Source organism: Roseivivax sp. CAU 1761 (genome assembly GCF_054482755.1).
Map to the genome: position 1 here is coordinate 21,913 of NZ_JBTLRM010000036.1, position 17,356 is coordinate 39,268.

General features: G+C 69.7%; 11 protein-coding genes and 1 pseudogene. 2 read left to right on the forward strand and 10 right to left on the reverse strand.

Going from position 1 to position 17,356, the window contains the following annotated elements; genetic code table 11:
- Nucleotides 1–42: 42 nt before the first annotated feature.
- Nucleotides 43–780 carry an ABC transporter permease gene (locus ACXYMW_RS17005; RefSeq protein WP_459036527.1) on the forward strand — a complete coding sequence of 246 codons (738 nt, stop codon included), beginning with the start codon at nucleotides 43–45 and terminating at the stop codon, nucleotides 778–780.
- A gap of 14 nt (nucleotides 781–794) precedes the next feature.
- Here the strand turns inward: ACXYMW_RS17005 and ACXYMW_RS17010 are convergent, their stop codons facing one another.
- From ACXYMW_RS17010 to ACXYMW_RS17025, 4 genes are all read right to left on the reverse strand, one after another.
- On the reverse strand, nucleotides 795–1,586 hold the full coding sequence (locus ACXYMW_RS17010; protein ID WP_459036528.1) for a sulfotransferase family 2 domain-containing protein: 792 nt from the start codon (nucleotides 1,584–1,586) through the stop codon (nucleotides 795–797).
- On the reverse strand, nucleotides 1,583–2,317 hold the full coding sequence (locus ACXYMW_RS17015) for a CatB-related O-acetyltransferase (protein WP_459036529.1): 735 nt from the start codon (nucleotides 2,315–2,317) through the stop codon (nucleotides 1,583–1,585). The genes ACXYMW_RS17010 and ACXYMW_RS17015 overlap by 4 nt, the downstream gene beginning before the upstream one ends.
- On the reverse strand, nucleotides 2,314–4,833 hold the full coding sequence (locus ACXYMW_RS17020) for a glycosyltransferase (protein WP_459036530.1): 2,520 nt from the start codon (nucleotides 4,831–4,833) through the stop codon (nucleotides 2,314–2,316). Before ACXYMW_RS17020 ends, ACXYMW_RS17015 begins: the two co-directional genes overlap by 4 nt.
- 472 nt (nucleotides 4,834–5,305) lie before the next feature.
- Nucleotides 5,306–5,644: a hypothetical protein gene (locus tag ACXYMW_RS17025; RefSeq protein WP_459036531.1), complete on the reverse strand. Its 339-nt coding sequence runs from the start codon at nucleotides 5,642–5,644 to the stop codon at nucleotides 5,306–5,308.
- A gap of 450 nt (nucleotides 5,645–6,094) precedes the next feature.
- On the opposite strand from ACXYMW_RS17025, the gene ACXYMW_RS17030 reads away from it, so the two are divergent.
- Nucleotides 6,095–7,270, forward strand: coding sequence for a nucleotide sugar dehydrogenase (locus tag ACXYMW_RS17030; protein ID WP_459036532.1), 1,176 nt, complete (start codon nucleotides 6,095–6,097; stop codon nucleotides 7,268–7,270).
- A 40-nt stretch (nucleotides 7,271–7,310) separates the two neighbouring features.
- On the opposite strand, the gene ACXYMW_RS17035 is transcribed toward ACXYMW_RS17030, so the two are convergent.
- The 6 genes and pseudogenes from ACXYMW_RS17035 to ACXYMW_RS17060 form a co-directional block, all read right to left on the reverse strand.
- Nucleotides 7,311–7,793 carry an RNA pyrophosphohydrolase gene (locus tag ACXYMW_RS17035; RefSeq protein WP_459036533.1) on the reverse strand — a complete coding sequence of 161 codons (483 nt, stop codon included), beginning with the start codon at nucleotides 7,791–7,793 and terminating at the stop codon, nucleotides 7,311–7,313.
- A gap of 78 nt (nucleotides 7,794–7,871) precedes the next feature.
- On the reverse strand, nucleotides 7,872–9,272 hold the full coding sequence (locus ACXYMW_RS17040; protein ID WP_459036534.1) for a S41 family peptidase: 1,401 nt from the start codon (nucleotides 9,270–9,272) through the stop codon (nucleotides 7,872–7,874).
- A gap of 7 nt (nucleotides 9,273–9,279) precedes the next feature.
- Nucleotides 9,280–10,446, reverse strand: a complete 1,167-nt coding sequence (locus tag ACXYMW_RS17045; protein WP_459036535.1) for a murein hydrolase activator EnvC family protein — start codon at nucleotides 10,444–10,446, stop codon at nucleotides 9,280–9,282.
- The gene (gene gpmI, locus ACXYMW_RS17050; RefSeq protein ID WP_459036536.1) at nucleotides 10,443–11,966 is read right to left on the reverse strand and encodes a 2,3-bisphosphoglycerate-independent phosphoglycerate mutase; all 1,524 of its coding nucleotides are present in this window, start codon (nucleotides 11,964–11,966) and stop codon (nucleotides 10,443–10,445) included. The genes ACXYMW_RS17045 and gpmI overlap by 4 nt, the downstream gene beginning before the upstream one ends.
- Nucleotides 11,967–13,286: 1,320 nt before the next feature.
- The gene (gene carB, locus ACXYMW_RS17055) at nucleotides 13,287–16,634 is read right to left on the reverse strand and encodes a carbamoyl-phosphate synthase large subunit (protein WP_459036537.1); all 3,348 of its coding nucleotides are present in this window, start codon (nucleotides 16,632–16,634) and stop codon (nucleotides 13,287–13,289) included.
- Between the two features lie 544 nt (nucleotides 16,635–17,178).
- Nucleotides 17,179–17,356 (reverse strand): annotated as a pseudogene (locus ACXYMW_RS17060) (S-(hydroxymethyl)glutathione dehydrogenase); the annotation flags it as partial.

The following is a 17,356-nucleotide window of genomic DNA, read 5'->3' on the forward strand; positions in this document are numbered from 1 at the left end:
CCACGCACGCCCCGGCGCCGTTTCGCTTCGACCCGATCGATTATGGCGCTGATCCTGCGCGAGATGTCGTCCCGCTACGGCCGCTCGCCCGGCGGCTACCTCTGGGCGGTGCTGGAACCGGTCGCCGGCATCGCGCTGTTGTCCATAGTCTTCGCGGCAGCCTTCCGTTCGCCGCCCCTCGGCACCAACTTCGCGGTGTTCTACGCCACTGGCATGGTGCCCTTCCTACTCTTCACCGCGGTTCAGGGCACCGTCGCGAGCGCGTTGAACTACTCGCGCCAGCTCCTCGCCTACCCGACCGTGACCTTCCTCGACGCGCTGCTTGCGCGGTTCGCGCTGAACTACATGACCCAGCTGATGGTGGCCTACATCGTGCTGGGCGGCTGCCTGCTGATCTTCGACACACGGCTGACGCTGAACCTGCCGGTCATCATCGAGGCCTTCGCGCTCACCGGCCTGCTCAGCCTTGGGATCGGCACGCTGAACTGTTACCTGTTCAGTCGCTCCAATATCTTCCAGCAGGTCTGGTCGATCCTGATGCGCCCGGCCTTCATCGTGTCGTGTATCTTCTTCCTGTTCGAGACCATCCCCGAGCCCTACAGCGACTACCTGTGGTTCAACCCGCTGGTGCACATCATGGGACTGATGCGACGCGGCTTCTACAGCACCTACGACGCCACCTATGTCTCGGTGACCTTCGTGGTGCTGGTCTCCCTGACCTGTCTCGCGATGGGCCTGCTGCTCCTGTGGCGCTACCACACCGAGCTTCTGGATCGCTGAGGCCGCCCGCGGCCTCAGAGCCAGCTTCGTAGACCGGAAAGGAGCCGCGCGTTCCAGCTTGGCGCGGGGCCGGGCACGGCGGCGGGAACCGAGGCGAGCAGGCGATCGTCCCGCTCGAGGAAATCTTCGAGCCTGCGGCGGGCGGCATCGGTCTCGAACATGTCGAGCAGCTTCGGCCAGCGCAGCTGATCCGAGGGCAGGGCGCCGGCATTTCTGCGCTTGCCGACCACCTTCACGGGCAGCCCGAGGCGCCGCATGTCGGCCTCGAGCGCAGCGAGGCCGTCGATCCAGTAGATGCCGTCGAGCCCGTCCAGCCCGGCGCGGGCCCGCCGCACCACCTCCTCCGACGAAAGGCCGGACAGCGTGCCACGGCCCCGCATGCGGCGGCTGGCGAAGTAGGAGCAGTAGAAGTTGTCGTAATGGTCCCTAACAAAATTCTGCCAGCCCGCATCGCCGCCGAAGAAGTAGTCGTCGGTCGACCACTCCTTGGCCCGCAGGCGATCGGCCGGGGTCCCGGGGGCGGCCCGCTCGGCCTCGCGGCGGAGGAAGAAGTAGAACGAGGCGATCCGTTCGCACGGATCGCGCAGCACCGTGAAGACGAAGCGATCCTGAGGCAGCGTCTCGAGATCGGTCCAGTCGATATGCCCCGAATGCAGCCGATAGCCCGGCGGCAGCTGGCTTTCCCTCCCAGCCTGCGTGTGGGTGCGGATGGGCGAGACCTTGTCGCGCCCCACCGCCGCGGCGAGCTGGTGATGGATGGTCTGCCCGGCGGTCTTGGGGACATGGAGAAAGACGACGACGGTCACGGCAGCTCCTTGCTCAGATCGATTACGTCCGGCTTGTAGGCCTGCGCCTCGTCGAGTTCGGCGACGCCGGCGAGAAACGCGACCGGGTCCGAGATCGGCAGATGCGTCAGCTGCCAGGGCGCGTAGCGCCACCAGTGACTATTGACCATTTTCGGAATCAGGTTCTCCGGCAGGCGCTTCTTCTTGATAACCGCAGGATTGCCGGCGACGACGGAGTAGGGCGGAACCGATTTGGTCAGTACGGCATGCGCGGCCACGACCGTTCCATGACCGATCGTCACGCCGGCCTTGATGTAGGCGCCGTGGCCGATCCAGACATCGCTACCGATCCTCGTGATCTGCGCCCGAGTCGGTGGTTCAGCATGCTGGAACTTGTAGGCTTCATACTCCTCCGCGCCAGAAAACTCCCGACCGACATCGAACAGCCGATTGTGCACGTAGAAGGCAGGGCTGGTCGAGATCAGGTGCATCGCGTGGTTCTGTCGGCCGATCTGTACGTTCTCTCCGAACGAACAGTACCGGCCAATCCGCGCGGCGAAGCAGTATCCCGACACTTGGTAGGAGAAGGCGCCGAGATGCAGGGAATGCTCGTACTGGGTCCGCTTCAGCCCGGCCGGGGCCTCGATCCGGCTGTGGACCGGCAGCGAGACCCGCGCCCGCCAGCCGCCCCGATGCGCGACGTCGATCCCGCGTTCGCGCAGCTTCCTGATGGAGAATTTCTCGTTCTTCAACTTGCGACCTGCCTGCCCCGCGCGGCGAGGTCCCTCGCCAGCCTGCCAAGATCCTTAGACATCTCCCCCGGCCGGGGCAAAGGCAGCACCCCGCCCGGCGCGCCCGCAGCCACGGCGCGGGCGACCGCCTCGCCCTGTGCGCCGAGGTCGAAGGCGTAGACCGGCAGGCCCGTGGCCAGCGCCTCGTGGGTGGTGAAGGAGAAGGTCTCGGGCCAGACCGAAGGGATCAGCCAGCACTCGATGCCGTAGCGCGCGACGAGGCCCGGCAGGTCGCGCAGCTCGTAGCTGCCATGCACCCGCGAGGGCCGGGCCAGCGGGTAGGCCGGGTCCATCTGGCCGATCACCACGATGCGGCCGGTTTCGCTGCGAGACATCTGCCGCGACAGGTCGCGCAGCACCGCCGCGCCCTTCTGGTAGCCGATATTGCCGAGCACGCCGATCACCGGCCCGTTCTCGCCTGCCCCCGGCGCGATGCGCGGCGGCAGGGTGTGGGTGTCGTGCGGCACCACGGCGACGCGATCCGCCGCCTCGGGGTAGGCCGTAGCGACGATGTCGCGGCCGGAGCCGGCGAAGGTCACCACCCGCTCGGCGGCGGCGATCAGCGCGCCCCAGCGGGCCTGCCACTCGGCCAGCGACAGCACCACGCCGCCCGGCCGCTCGTAGCGATGCGCCTTGTCGTCGGCCAGCGGGCCGTCGCCGCGCGGCACGCCGTGGTAGTGCCCGTCGGCACCGAGCAACGTGTAGGAGGGGCTGACCGGGAAGAAGTCGTGCATCATCAGCTCGACCGGCTGCGGCCCGCCCGGCACGGCCCCCTCGCCGCGGCCCGAGAGCCGCAGCAGCAGATCGGGCAGGGCGGCGGCGTCGCGGGCGCCGACGCCGCAGGAATAGATCACCCGGCGGCGCGGCAGAAGGCCGGTGAGATCCGCGAGGAGGCCCTCGCCGGCGGTGCGGCCGCGGGTGACGCCCTGCGGCGCGTGCAGTTCCAGCGCGAAACGGCGTGGCAGGCCGACGCGCAGCACCACCGCCGAACGGCCCGATTTCGTGTCTGCCGCGATGCGCCGCTGCAGGTCGTGCTCGGCGCCGCCGCCCATCGCATGGGCGAGGTAGACCGGCACCGGCGCCTCCTGCGCCAGCCCGGCCCAGGCGAGGCCAATGGCGAGCCGCGCCGTGGTCAGCGGGTCTTCGCGGATGAAGGCCTGCACCGCCGTGCCGTAGCCGGGATGGCGGCGTGCCAGTTCCTGCAGGTTGCGCTCGATCAGCTTCAGCTTCTCGGCCGAGCCGAAGGACTGGCCTCCGCGATGCTCGACGAAGAGGTTGGGCGCGGCGACATGCCGGCCGCCGAGCGCGACCGCCTTCTGGCACCAGTCGTTCTCCTCGGCGTAGCCGCGGCCGAAGACAGGGTCGAATCCGGGGAGTTTCGCAACGAAGCGCGGCGCCATCGCCATGCAGAAGCCGACCCCGGTCGGGGACTCGGCGTTGAGCGCGGCGGCATCGAGGCCGGCGATCGCGGCATCGACCCGGTCGGCGAGGCCGGGAGCCAGATCGTGGCGCTGGCAGATAGCGGGGGCGGTAAAGATTTCGGCGTCGTTCGACATCGGCGTGACCGAGGCGACGCTGTCGTCATCGAGCGGCGCGAGCAACCGCGACAGCCAGTTCGCGGGCATCAGCGCATCGGTGTTGAGCAGCACCACCGGATCGTCGGGCCAGCGCCGCGCCGCTTCGAACCCGCGGTTGACCGAACCGATGAAGCCGAGATTGCTCTCGTTCTCGATCAGCGTCACGCGGTCGGCGCGGCCGGGCTCGGCGCACCAGCGGCGCAGCAGCGGCCGGATCTCGGGGTCGGGCGAGGCATCCTCGACTAGCACCAGCCGCCAGTCGAGATCGGTGTGGCGCGCGATCCGGTCGAGCGCCTCCACCAGAAGCTCGCGGGCGTTGTAGACCGGCATGACCAGCGTGGCGCAGCGGTGGCGCGGCGCCGGGCGGGGGCCGTCGGCGAAGAGCCGCGCCGCCATCTCGGCGCCGTCGGGGCGCGGCACGATGTTGAGTCGCTCCTTGACCGTCTCGCGGGCGGTGAGGTCGCCATGCCGCTTCCAGGCCCAGATCGCGGGGGTCAGGCTGGCGATGGCCAGCGCAAAGCCGGGCCAGAGCCGGTGCCGGGCCCAGAGCCGCGCCGCCGGCCCGATGGCAAGCAGGACGATCTCGAACCGCTCGGTGCCGCGTTCGACCACAAGCTCGGGCGTGCCCGGCACGAAAGGGATGTCGACGGCGAAACCGCGTTCGGCACTGCCGGGGCGCGGTAGTTCGGGGGCGGTCCAGGCGGTGGCGTGGCCGAGGCTCAACCCGATCCGCGTAGCATCGACCCAGCCCTCGACATGCAGACGGTTGCGCCGGACCTCGATCCGGGTGATGTCGCCAAGCCGGATCCTCTGCGATTCGAGAGCTTGGCTGGGGCGGCGCAGCACCGCCGTCTCGTCAGCATAGCGCTGGAAGACTCTGTAGACGCGAAGAGGAAGCACCGTTCTTTCCCTATTCCGGTTGAAGCACGCTTAGGTGGCGAGGGCAGGGGACGCAAGCGGGTCCCGCCGCGGTGTTTGGCTGCCAAACACCTCACCGACGGCACCGCGCCGGCCAGGGCGGTTGAAAATGTTGAGCGGCGTAACACAGCGCAAATTGTCTTCTCGAAGGCGGGCGAGGGTTCAGATTTCGGTTCGCGCCCCGCGGCTGCCTCGGCAGCAAGCGCCGACAGGATCACGCAGCGCTCGTGCCCGGCGTTCCGGGCGGGCGTGCCGCGAGCCGCCCCCGACCGGTAGTGAATGCAAGGCGCTCTCGCACTGCCTGTCACAATTCTAGACCGACCAGCTCGCTCATCGCGGTAAGAAGCAGAGTTATTTATAGAGGCTGGGACAGCGGCATGAAGGAGCTAATCTTCGAACGGCGCGGGCAAAGCGAAGGCGAAGAGCGGCTCGAGCGTGACGCGGTTATCGTCGATTACGAAACCTCGGGGTAAGGCACCACGATCCTGCCGCGCTCGTAATGGCCGAAACTGAAGCGGTTTTCTTTTATCTCGACCGTTGCAAAATAGTTGTCGAGCCAATCTTCGGGGCGGCGCAGCAACGATTGTACGTGGCGGAACGTTCGCCTCCGGTCTCGGCGAGGGGGCCATCCAGCGCCCAGTACTAGCGCCAGTCCGGGATCAAGCCGTAACAGCCGTCCGGAAACTCGATCACCTCGATCGGAGGTCCGCTGGGCACGCCGGCGCAGGCTCGCGCACCACGCCTCGGCCTCGTTATGCGGCCTGCCCGATGCGGTCGCGCTCAACATGTTCATGCAAAACCTTCTTGAGCGACAGCGCATTCACCAGAATTCCAGCCCGGCGCGCCTCCCCCAAGGACGCGATAGCTCGGCTCCCAGGGGCGCGACAGCTCATCAAGTGCCTACTCGCCCGGGGTGTCGGCGAGGTCGGCGATCGGGACGGCGGGGCTGCCCGACACTAACCTGACCGAGGCGTCGAGGAACATGCCCTTGATTTCCGGCGATCGCCCCGACCTGCTCTAACGCGTCCGGCGCTACCCCAAGAACGAATGCGGCCGCTATCTTGAGCAGATTGTGAAGGAAGCGTGACCACAGGCCGAATGGTCGGCATCGGCCGCGCAGGTTGCCCCGCCTGATTGCGAGCCTGCGCGCCGCCAGGCCGCCTCGGCAGCCAAGCGGCATGGACCGTGCTGGCTCGAGCGGCTAAGCACGGCGCCACGGATCATTGACGCGACCGGGGAAGCCATGGCGCAGCAGCAGAACATCGTGGTGGCCGGGATCGGCTATGTCGGCCTGTCCAACGCCGTGCTCCTGGCGCAGCACCACAAGGTCACCGCGATCGATGTCGACCCGACGCGCGTCGCCGCGGTCAACGACCGGCGCTCGCCGATCGTCGACCCGGAGATGGAGGCCTACCTCGCGGAGAAGCCGCTAACGTTGTCGGCCACCACCGACAAGGCCGCCTTCGCCGGGGCGGACGTGGTGATCGTCGCCACGCCCACCAATTACGACCCCCGGACCAACTTCTTCGACACCTCCTCGGTCGAGCAGGTGGTGCGCGAGGTGCTGGACGCGCCGGGCCGCGGCACCATCGTCATCAAGTCGACCATCCCGGTCGGCTTCACCCGCGACCTGGCCGCGCGGCTGGGCACCGACCGGCTGATCTTCAGCCCGGAATTCCTGCGCGAGGGCCGCGCGCTGTACGACAACCTCCACCCGTCCCGGATCGTCGTCGGCGACCGCTCGGAGCGCGGACAACAGGTCGCGGATCTGCTGCGCGAGGGCGCGCTCGACACGCAGGTTCCGGTGCTGCTGACCGGGTCCGACGAGGCCGAGGCGATCAAGCTCTTCGCCAATACCTACCTCGCCATGCGCGTCGCCTTCTTCAACGAGCTCGACAGCTACGCCATGGCGCATGGCATGGACACCCGGCAGATCATCGAGGGCGTCGGGCTCGATCCGCGCATCGGCGGGCATTACAACAACCCCTCCTTCGGCTATGGCGGCTACTGCCTGCCCAAGGACACCAAGCAGCTGCTGGCGAACTACTCGGCGGTGCCGCAGAACCTGATCCGCGCCATCGTCGAGGCCAATGCCACGCGCAAGGACTTCATCGCCGACCAGATCCTCGCGCGGCGGCCGCGGACCGTGGGCATCTACCGGCTGGTGATGAAGACCGGGTCGGACAATTTCCGCCAGAGCTCGGTGCAGGGCATCATGAAGCGGTTGAACGCTAAGGGCGTCGACATCCTGATCTACGAACCCGGCATGGCGACGGAGCCCTATTTCGGCTCCGAGGTGACGCATGACCTGGGGCGGCTGAAATCCCAGGCCGACGTCATCGTGGCCAACCGCCTGACCGACGAGATCGCCGACGTGGCCGACCGCGTCTTCACCCGCGACCTGTTCTCGACCGACTGATCCAGGCGCAGCGCGCGTCGACCGCCTCCGGGCGCCGCGATCACAGGCGGTCCTGGAACTCTGCCACCACCGCCTCGTAGACGTGGCGCTTGAAGGGGACGATGGACTCGACCAGCCGGCCGGCGGGCAGCCAGCGCCAGGTGCTGAATTCCGGGTGCTCGGTGGCGATGCGGATCTGGTCGTCGCGGCCGAGAAAGCGCAGCAGGAACCATTTCTGGCGCTGGCCGCGGAAGCGGCCCTTCCAGACCTTGCCGATCAGCTCGGCGGGCAGGTCGTACTGGACCCAGTCGGCGGTCTCGGCCTCGACACGGACCAGGTCGCGCGGCACCCCGGTCTCTTCCTCGAGTTCGCGCAGAGCCGCCTCGCGCGGGGTCTCGCCGGCATCGATGCCGCCCTGCGGCATCTGCCAGGCGGCCTGCGGCGAATCGATGCGCTGGCCGACGAAGACCTCGCCCGTGGCATTGGCCAGCATCACCCCGACACAGGGCCGGTAGGGCAGGGCGGCGGGATCGTTCTCGGGCATGGGCGGGGCTCCGTTGCGGCGAAACTGCCCCTGCCTAGCCTGCCCGGGACCGGCCTGCCAGTCCCGGGCGCGCGGGTCTCACTGCTCGGTCGTCTCGCTCGGCGACGCCGCCTCGATCGCCGCGGCGGTGTCGAGCCCCATGAAGGCGGGCCCGAGCGCCGACAGGCCCTTGAGGATGTCGATGGCGTAGGCGAGCTGGTAATCCTCCTCGCGCAGGGCCGCCGACTGCTCCGCCCGCTCGCGGTCCTCCTCGATCTGCCGGACCTCGTCCTCGGAGAGCGAATCGTTGTCGAGCGCGCCGCGCAGATCGGCCTCCGAGCGGGTCGGCAGGCCGGAGGCGTCCTCTTCCGCCTCCTCGTCGATCGGGTCGCGCGAGGGCTGCGCCACGATGATGTCGGGGCTGACGCCCAGCGCCTGGATCGAGCGGCCCGAAGGCGTGTAGTAGCGCGCCGTGGTCAGCCGCATGGCGCCGTCGCCGCGCAGCGGCATGACGGTCTGCACCGAGCCCTTGCCGAAGCTCTTGGTGCCCACCACGATGGCGCGGCGGTGATCCTTGAGCGCGCCGGCGACGATCTCCGAGGCCGAGGCCGAGCCGCCGTTGATCAGCACCACGATCGGCTTGCCCTCGGCAAGATCGCCGGCGGTGGCGTTGAAGCGTTCGCCGTCCTCGGGGTTGCGGCCGCGGGTCGAGACGATCTCGCCGGCATCGAGGAAGGCGTCGGAGACCTTGATCGCCTGGGTCAGCAGGCCGCCCGGGTTGTTGCGCAGGTCGATGACGAAGCCGTTGATCTTGTCGATGCCGCCGGCGGCCTCGATCTGCTCGGCCATCTTCTCCTCGAGATTGGGGAAGGTCTGGTCGTTGAAGGTGGTGATCCGCAGCACCACGGTCTCGCCCTCGTTGCGCGCCCGCACCGCGGTCAGGGTGATGGTGTCGCGCACGATGGAGACGTCGAAGGGCTCGTCGCGGCCCTCGCGCACCACGGTGATGACGATCTCCGACCCGACCGGGCCGCGCATCAGGTCGACCGCCTCGTCGAGGGTCAGGCCGAGCACCGATTCGCCATCGACATGGGTGATGAAGTCGCCGGCCTCGATGCCGGCCTCGGCGGCCGGCGTGTCGTCGATCGGGGAGACCACCTTGACGAAGCCGTCCTCCTGCGTGACCTCGATGCCCAGGCCGCCGAACTCGCCGCGGGTCTGCACCCGCATGTCCTGCGCGTCGTCGGGCGACAGGTAGGAGGAATGCGGGTCGAGCGAGGTCAGCATGCCGTTGATCGCCGCCTCGATCAGGTCCTTCTCCTCGACCTCCTCGACATATTGCACGCGGATGCGCTCGAAGATGTCGCCGAACAGGTCGAGCTGCTCGTAGACGCTGGTCGACTTGGCGCTCTCCTGGGCGAGCAGCGGCCCGACGAATTGGGTGGTCGCGAGCGCGCCGGCGAGGGTGCCCCCGAGCGCGGCCATGACGAACTTGTTCATGCAGAAATCATCCCTTGCCGGTTGCGAACCACGTCATCGGATCGACGGCCGCGGCGCCTTCCCTGACTTCCATGTAAAGCGTCTCGGAGCGCTGAGATAAAGCCCCCTCACCGAGAGGTGACGGAATCTCGCCGGCCAGCATCGGCGTGCCGCCCATCAGCCCGACCGGCGCGCCGGCCGACAGCACCTCGCCGATCTCGCCGTAGAGCGTGTCGAGCCCGGCCAGCACGAACAGCAGGTCGGGCTGCGGCTCGAGGATCATCACCAGCCCGTAATCGAGCAGCGGGCCGCGGTAGCGGATGGTGGCCGGAACCGGGGTGGTGACCAGCGCCTGCGGCCGGGTGGCCAGGACGATGCCGGGCCGCTCGACCCCGGCGGCGTCGGCCTCGCCGGCACGGCGCAGGATCTCGCCCGCCACCGGCAGCGGCAGCGCGCCCTTGCGGTGATCGACCGGCGGCAGCGGCGTGTCCTCCTCGCCGTTCAGGGCGATCTCCGACAGGCCCGAGGCGAAGGCGTCGAGGGTCTCGGTGGCGGCGATCAGGATCGCGGTGCGGATCGGGTCCTCGTAGAACCGGGTCGGCAGCTCGGTGCGCTCGGCGATGGCCTGGGAAAGCTCGGTGCGCGCGTCCTGGACGCCGGTCAGGCCGCGCTTCATGTCGGCCACGGCGCTTTCCTGAAGGCTGCGCAGCAGCGCCACCTCCTCGAGATCGGCGCGCAGTTCCTGCGCCTTTTGGGCCAGCGCCGGGGTGACCGAGGCGACCAGCATGCCGGCCCGCGCGGTGCCGAGCGGGCCGGCCGGGTGCAGCATCTGCTCGGGCAGCTCGGCCCGGCTCACCGCCTGCAGGGCGCCCAGAAGCTGCGCCACCTCGCCGTCGCGCGCGGCCAGTTCGCGGCGCAGCGCATCCTCGCGCACCGCCGCGGCGCGCAGCCCGTCGCGCATCGCCGCGAGCCCGTCCTCGTAGGCGCGGATGGTCTCGGTCAGCGCCTTCACGCGGTCGCGCGCGCCGTCGGCGGCGGCGAGCTTCTCGCCGGCCAGCGACAGCGCCTCGGCGGCGCGCCGCGCGGCCTCGCCCGGCGCGTCGGCCGCCGGCGCGGCGCCGGCCAGCGCCACGGCAAGGGCCGGGCCCAGGATCGCGGCCAGCAGCCGGCCCGGACGTCCCCTCCGCCGCCTCATCGCCGGATCAGGCTCCGGCCGGTCATCTCCGCCGGCGGCTCGAGCCCCATCAGCTCGAGCAAGGTCGGCGCCAGATCGGCCAGCCGGCCGGCCTCCAGCCGCGCCCCCTCCGGGCCGCCGACTAGGATCACCGGCACCGGGTTCAGGGTGTGCGCGGTGTGCGGCCCGCCGCTCTCGGGGTCGACCATGACGTCGCAATTGCCGTGATCGGCGGTGACGATCATCGCCCCGCCCGCCGCCTCGAGCGCCGCCAGCGCTTCGCCGAGGCCGCGATCGACCTCGGCGCAGGCGGCCTTGGCGGCCTCGAGATCGCCGGTATGGCCGACCATGTCGGGATTGGCATAGTTCACCACGATCAGGTCGTAGCCGGCGCCGATCGCCTCGACGAGCTTGGCGGTGACCTCGGGCGCGCTCATCTCGGGCTGCAGGTCGTAGGTCGCGACATCCGGGCTCTTCGGCATGAAGCGGTCCTCGCCCTCCTCGGGCGCCTCCTTGCCGCCGTTCAGAAAGAAGGTGACATGGGGATATTTCTCGGTCTCGGCGAGCCGGAACTGCCGCCGCTCGTGCCGCGCCACCCAGGCCCCCAGCGTGTTGGCGATGTCGCGCTTGGGAAAGACCGTCTGCATGTAGCCGTTATGGGCGTCGGAATATTCCACCATGCCGAGCAGCGTCTCGACCGGGCGCGGCCCGCGCGCGAAGCCGTCGAAGTCCGGCGCGCCCAAAGCGGCGAGGATCTCGCGCGCCCGATCGGCGCGGAAATTCAGGCAGAAGAGCCCGTCGCCCGCGGCGATGCCGTCATGGCCGGGCATCACCGCGGGGGCGATGAACTCGTCGGTCTCGCCGGCGGCATAGGCCCGCGCCACCGCCTCCACGGGGGCGACCCGCGCCTCGTGGTCGTCCCGGCCCTCGACGATGGCGCGCCAGGCGCGGCGCACCCGGTCCCAGCGGTTGTCGCGGTCCATCGCCCAGTAGCGGCCGATCACGGTGGCGACCTCCGCGCCCTCGGGCAGGTTCGCCGTCAGCTCGGCGATGAAGCCCGCGGCGGAATCCGGGGCCACGTCGCGGCCGTCGGTGACGGCGTGGATGCGGACCGGAACCCCGGCCCCGGCGATGACGCGCGCGGCCGCCAGGACGTGGCGGATATGGCCGTGCACGCCGCCATCCGAGACCACGCCGAGAAGATGCGCCGTGCCGCCGCGCGCCTCGAGCGTGGCGATGAAGTCCCTGAGCGCGGCATTGTCGGCGAACGACCCGTCCTCGATGGCGAGGTCGATCTGGCCCAGATCCATCGCCACCACCCGGCCGGCACCGATATTGGTGTGGCCGACCTCGGAATTGCCCATCTGCCCGCGGGGCAGCCCGACATCGGGACCGTGGGTGATCAGCGTGGCGTTGGGGCAGTCGCGCATCAGCCGGTCCATGTTGGGCGTCTCGGCCAGCGCCGGCGCGTTCGCGGCGCGGCTCTCGGACAGCCCCCAGCCGTCGAGGATGGTCAGGACAACGGGTTTCGGAATGCTCATCGGACGCCTCATGCCTTCGCTCGCCGGAGCCATAGCCGATCCCGCCGGGAATGTAGAGAAGCCGCGTGCCGCCCCGCGCCGGGAGGCGGGCGCCCGGCAGCGCGGCCCCGGGCCGGGCCGCGGCGCTCCGCCGGCCGGGGCGACGGCGCTTTGTCCTTGCCGCGTCCGGAGGACGTCCGAGCGCAGCGACCGACCCCGCCCAGATCGCCGGGCCGGGGGGCGGCCCGGCGGTGCGCGGCGGCCTGCGGCCTTGGCTCCGCGACGAGGCGGTGACCAGCCCAAATCGGGGGACAGGGATAAGCCGGCCACCCCCCGAACGTCACGGCCTCTGAGAGCGCGAAGCCGCGCAACGACGGGCCGCGGCGCGGCAATCCCCGGCCGGGGCGACGGCGCTTTATCCCGGCCACGTCCGGACGACCTCCGAGCGCAGCGCCCGGCCCCGCCAGATCGCCGGGCCCGGGGGCGGCCCGGCGATGCGCGGCGGCCTGCGGCCTTGGCTCCGCGCAAGGACGTCGCAACGGTGGAGCAGGAAACGCGAAAGCCAGCCCGAGTTCCCGGCCTCCGAGAGCGCGAAGCCACGCAACGACGGGCCGCGGCGCGGCGATCCCCGGCCGGGGCGGCGGCGCTTTATCTCTGCCATATTCGGACGACCTCCGAGCGCAGCGACCGACCCCGCCCAGATCGCCGGGCCGGGCGGCGGCCCGGCGATGCGCGGCGGCCTGCGGCCTTGGCTCCGCGCCGGGACTCCAACCTGACCGACGATAGCGAAAACAAATCGTCCGCGGCGCACCTGCCGGACCAAAAAATCAGCCAGCCGCCCCGAATGGGGAGGCCGCGCAGCAGCGGGCCGTGGCGCGGCACTCCACTGGTCGGGCGGCAGCGCTTTATCCCGCCCCCATTCGGACGACCTCCGAGCGCAGCGCCCGGCCCCGCCAGATCGTCGGAACCCCGGGCCGGCCCGGCGATGCCCGGTGGCCTGACGGCCTTGGCTCCGCGCCGACACGGTGATCAACCCAAACCGGGGCACTGAGAGAAGTCGGCCCCCGGAATACCCAGCCTCTGAGAACGCGAAGCCGCACAACGACGGGCCGCGGCGCGGCGATCCTCGGCCGGGGCGGCAGCGCTTTATCTCTGCCACGTCCGGACGACCTCCAAGCGCGGCGCCCGACCCCCGCCAGATCGCCGGGCCCGGGGGCGGCCCGGCGATGCGCGGCGGCCTGCGGCCTTTGCTCCGCGCCGGGGCATTCTTCGGCACGGGCTGGCGGGCCCGGGAACCGCCGGGCCGTGCCGAGATGCCGCGCCGGGGCGCGGCATCCGCCCTCAGGCCTGCAGCGCCTTGACCACCAGCTCGCCCTCGCCGCGCGCCTTCATCGCCAGCGCCGCGGCATGGGCCCCGGCCAGCGTGGTGAAGTAGGGGATCTTGTCGTAAAGCGCCACCGAGCGGATCTCGCGGCTGTCGGCCAGCGCCGCGGCGCCCTCGGTGGTGTTGAGCACCAGCTGGATGCCGCCATCCTTCATCATGTCGACGATGTTGGGCCGGCCCTCGTAGACCTTCTTGACCTCCTCGCAGGGCAGGCCGCTTGCCTTCACGAAGGCCGCGGTGCCGGCGGTGGCGACGATGGTGAAGCCCAGATCGTGCAGGATCCGCGCCGTCTCCTCGAGCAGCCCGCCCTTGTCGGCATCCTTGATCGACAGGAACACCCGGCCGCCTTCGGGCAGGTGCGTGCCGGCGCCCATCTGCGCCTTCAGGAAGGCGCGCGGGAAGGAGCGGTCCCAGCCCATCACCTCGCCGGTGGAGCGCATCTCGGGGCCGAGCACGGTGTCGACGCCGGGGAAGCGGGCGAAGGGCAGCACCGCCTCCTTGACCGAGAACCACGGCATGTCCGGATCGGCCAGCGTCATCGGATCGGCCAGCGGCAGAACGGTGTCGTAATCGGTGTTCTCGGGGTAGCGCGGCCGCAGCGGGAAGGCCGAGAGCTTCTCGCCCGCCATCACCCGCGCGGCGATCGAGGCGATGGCGCTGTCGGTCGCCTTGGCGACGAAGGGCACGGTGCGCGAGGCCCGCGGGTTGACCTCGATGAGGTAGATCTCGCCGTCCTTGATGGCGAATTGCACGTTCATCAGCCCGACCACGCCGAGCTCGAGCGCCAGCGCCTCGGTCTGGCGCTTGATCTCCTCGAGGATGTCCTTGGACAGCGAATAGGGCGGCAGCGAACAGGCGCTGTCGCCGGAATGCACGCCGGCCTCCTCGATATGCTGCATGATGCCCGCGACATGCACGTCGGTGCCGTCGGAGAGCGCGTCGACATCGAGCTCGGTGGCGCCCGACAGGTAGCTGTCGAGCAGCACCGGGCTCTTGCCCGAGACCACCACGGCGTCGCGGATGTAGCGCTTCAGGTGATCCATGTCGCGGACGATCTCCATCGCCCGGCCGCCCAGCACGTAGGACGGCCGGATGACCAGCGGGAAGCCGATCTCCCCGGCGATCTCCAGCGCTTTTTCGTCGGTGGCGGCGATGCCGTTCTTGGGCTGCTTGAGGCCCAGCCGGTTGACCAGATCCTGGAACCGCTCGCGGTCCTCGGCGAGGTCGATGGCGTCGGGCGAAGTGCCGAGGATCGGGATGCCCGCCGCCTCGAGATCGTTGGCGAGCTTCAGGGGCGTCTGGCCGCCGAACTGCACGATCACCCCGTGCAGCGTGCCGCGCTCCTGCTCGACGCGCAGGATCTCCATCACGTGCTCGAAGGTCAGCGGCTCGAAATACAGCCGGTCCGAGGTGTCGTAATCGGTCGACACGGTCTCCGGGTTGCAATTGACCATGATGGTCTCGTAGCCGGCATCGGTCAGCGCGAAGCAGGCATGGCAGCAGCAATAGTCGAACTCGATGCCCTGGCCGATGCGGTTCGGCCCGCCGCCGAGGATCACCACTTTCTTGGCCTCCGAGGGCCGCGCCTCGCATTCCGCCTCGCCCATCATCGGCGCTTCGTAGGTGGAATACATGTAGGGCGTCTGGGCCTCGAACTCGGCCGCGCAGGTGTCGATGCGCTTGAAGACGGCGGTGACGCCGCGCGCGTGGCGCGCCTTGCGCACCTCGTGCTCGCCCTGCCCGGTCAGCGCCGCCAGCCGCATGTCGGTGAAGCCCATCATCTTCAGCCGCCGCAGCCCGGCCTCGTCGGTCGGCAGGCCGCCGGCGCGCACCGCCTCCTCGGCCTCGACGATCTCGCGGATGCGCGCCAGGAACCACGGATCGACCTTGGTGGTGCCGAAGATGTCGTCGTCCGACAGGCCATGCCGCATCGCCTGGGCGATCACCCGGAGGCGGTCGGGCGTGGGCTTCGACAGCGCCTTGACGATGGCGGCGCGGTCGGTGGCGGGCTCACCGGTGAGGCCCGGGATGGCGATCTCGTCGAAGCCCGACAGCCCGGTCTCCATCGAGGCCAGAGCCTTCTGCAGGCTCTCGTGGATGGTCCGGCCGATCGCCATGGCCTCGCCCACCGATTTCATCGCCGTGGTCAGCAGCGGCTCGGAGCCGGGGAACTTCTCGAAGGCGAAGCGCGGGATCTTGGTCACCACATAGTCGATGGAGGGCTCGAAGGAGGCCGGCGTGACCTTGGTGATGTCGTTGTCGAGCTCGTCGAGCGTGTAGCCCACGGCGAGCTTGGCGGCGATCTTGGCGATCGGGAAGCCGGTGGCCTTGGAGGCCAGCGCCGAGGAGCGCGAGACCCGCGGGTTCATCTCGATCACCACCATGCGGCCGTCCTCGGGATTGACCGCCCATTGCACGTTCGACCCGCCGGTCTCGACGCCGATCTCGCGCAGCACGGCGATCGAGGCCGAGCGCATGATCTGATATTCCTTGTCGGTCAGCGTCAGCGCCGGCGCCACGGTGATCGAATCGCCGGTATGGACGCCCATCGGGTCGATGTTCTCGATGGCGCAGACGATGATGGCGTTGTCGGCGCGGTCGCGCACCACCTCCATCTCGAATTCCTTCCAGCCGAGCAGGCTCTCGTCGATCAGGATCTGCCCCGTCGGCGAGGCATCCATGCCGGAGCGGCAGTAATATTCGTAATCCTCGCGGTTATAGGCCACGCCGCCGCCGGTGCCGCCCAGCGTGAAGGCCGGGCGGATGATCGCCGGCAGGCCGATATGCTCGAGCTCCGAAAGCGCCATGCGCACGCCTTCCTTGAGATCGACCTTGCCGTCCTCGCGCTTGGGCGCGGTGACGATGGTGGCCTTGGGGTTCTCGAGCCCGATGCGGTCCATCGCCTCGCGGAACAGCGCCCGGTCCTCGGCCATCTCGATGGCCTGGCGGTTGGCGCCGATCATCTCGACGCCGAACTTCTCGAGGACGCCCATCTCCTCGAGCTTCAGCGCGGTGTTGAGGCCGGTCTGGCCGCCCATGGTGGGCAGCAGCGCGTCGGGGCGCTCCTTCTCGATGATCCGCGCCACCACGTCGGGGGTGATGGGCTCGATATAGGTGGCGTCGGCAAGGCCCGGATCGGTCATGATCGTCGCCGGGTTGGAGTTCACCAGGATCACCCGGTAGCCCTCCTCGCGCAGCGCCTTGCAGGCCTGGGCCCCGGAATAGTCGAACTCGCAGGCCTGGCCGATGATGATCGGGCCGGCGCCGATGATCATGATGGAGGAGATGTCGGTTCTCTTGGGCATGGCGGCTCTCGCATTCGGGCGGCGGCTTGTCGGGCGTGCGGACGGGGTCCGTGCGCGACCGCGGCGGGCAAATTGGCGTGGGTTATAGAGATGGGCCGCGCGGGTTCAAGCCCCGGATCCCGGCGCATCCGGAGCGCTGCCGGGGGAGCGGCGCGCGGCGCGATCGTCGAGACGTAGTGCGATTCTCCGATTCGGAAACTAGTCCCCGCTCGAATCACTAGATGTTGACAGGATCCCGTTGTTCGTGCACAACGGTCGGCAACGCACCGGTCCACTTCCCCAAGCGGTCGGCCGGTGCCTCGGGGGACAGTTCCAGGCGGGATTATTTCGTGCCGCTGCCGGTTGGCAGACCGGGCCCATGCTCTCTGGGCCGGAACACCCCCCGTGCCCCTTCGCGCCTTCGGGCGCCCATGCGACAACAGGCAGCCAAGCCGGGTCGAGCAAGCCTCAGGGGTCCTCCGGGACCCCTTTTTCTGTGTCCCGGCCGCTCCGGCGCGGCCGCGGCGACAGGCGGGGGCCCGGACGGCCCCCGCCTCCCTTTCTCTCAGAACTCGACGACGGCGCGGATCGACTTGCCCTCGTGCATGAGATCGAAGCCGGTGTTGATCTCGTCGAGGGAGAGCTTGTGGGTGATCATCGGGTCGATCTCGATCTTGCCCTGCATGTACCAGTCGACGATCTTCGGCACGTCGGTGCGGCCGCGCGCGCCGCCGAAGGCGGTG

Excerpts from the sequence above, each read along its gene's own strand:
- ACXYMW_RS17005 (WP_459036527.1), top strand. The coding sequence starts at position 43 with ATGGCGCTGATCCTGCGCGAGATGTCGTCCCGCTACGGCCGCTCGCCC.
- ACXYMW_RS17025 (WP_459036531.1), bottom strand. The coding sequence starts at position 5,644 with ATGAACATGTTGAGCGCGACCGCATCGGGCAGGCCGCATAACGAGGCC.
- ACXYMW_RS17030 (WP_459036532.1), top strand. The coding sequence starts at position 6,095 with ATGGCGCAGCAGCAGAACATCGTGGTGGCCGGGATCGGCTATGTCGGC.
- ACXYMW_RS17035 (WP_459036533.1), bottom strand. The coding sequence starts at position 7,793 with ATGCCCGAGAACGATCCCGCCGCCCTGCCCTACCGGCCCTGTGTCGGG.
- ACXYMW_RS17040 (WP_459036534.1), bottom strand. The coding sequence starts at position 9,272 with ATGAACAAGTTCGTCATGGCCGCGCTCGGGGGCACCCTCGCCGGCGCG.
- ACXYMW_RS17045 (WP_459036535.1), bottom strand. The coding sequence starts at position 10,446 with ATGAGGCGGCGGAGGGGACGTCCGGGCCGGCTGCTGGCCGCGATCCTG.
- gpmI (WP_459036536.1), bottom strand. The coding sequence starts at position 11,966 with ATGAGCATTCCGAAACCCGTTGTCCTGACCATCCTCGACGGCTGGGGG.
- carB (WP_459036537.1), bottom strand. The coding sequence starts at position 16,634 with ATGCCCAAGAGAACCGACATCTCCTCCATCATGATCATCGGCGCCGGC.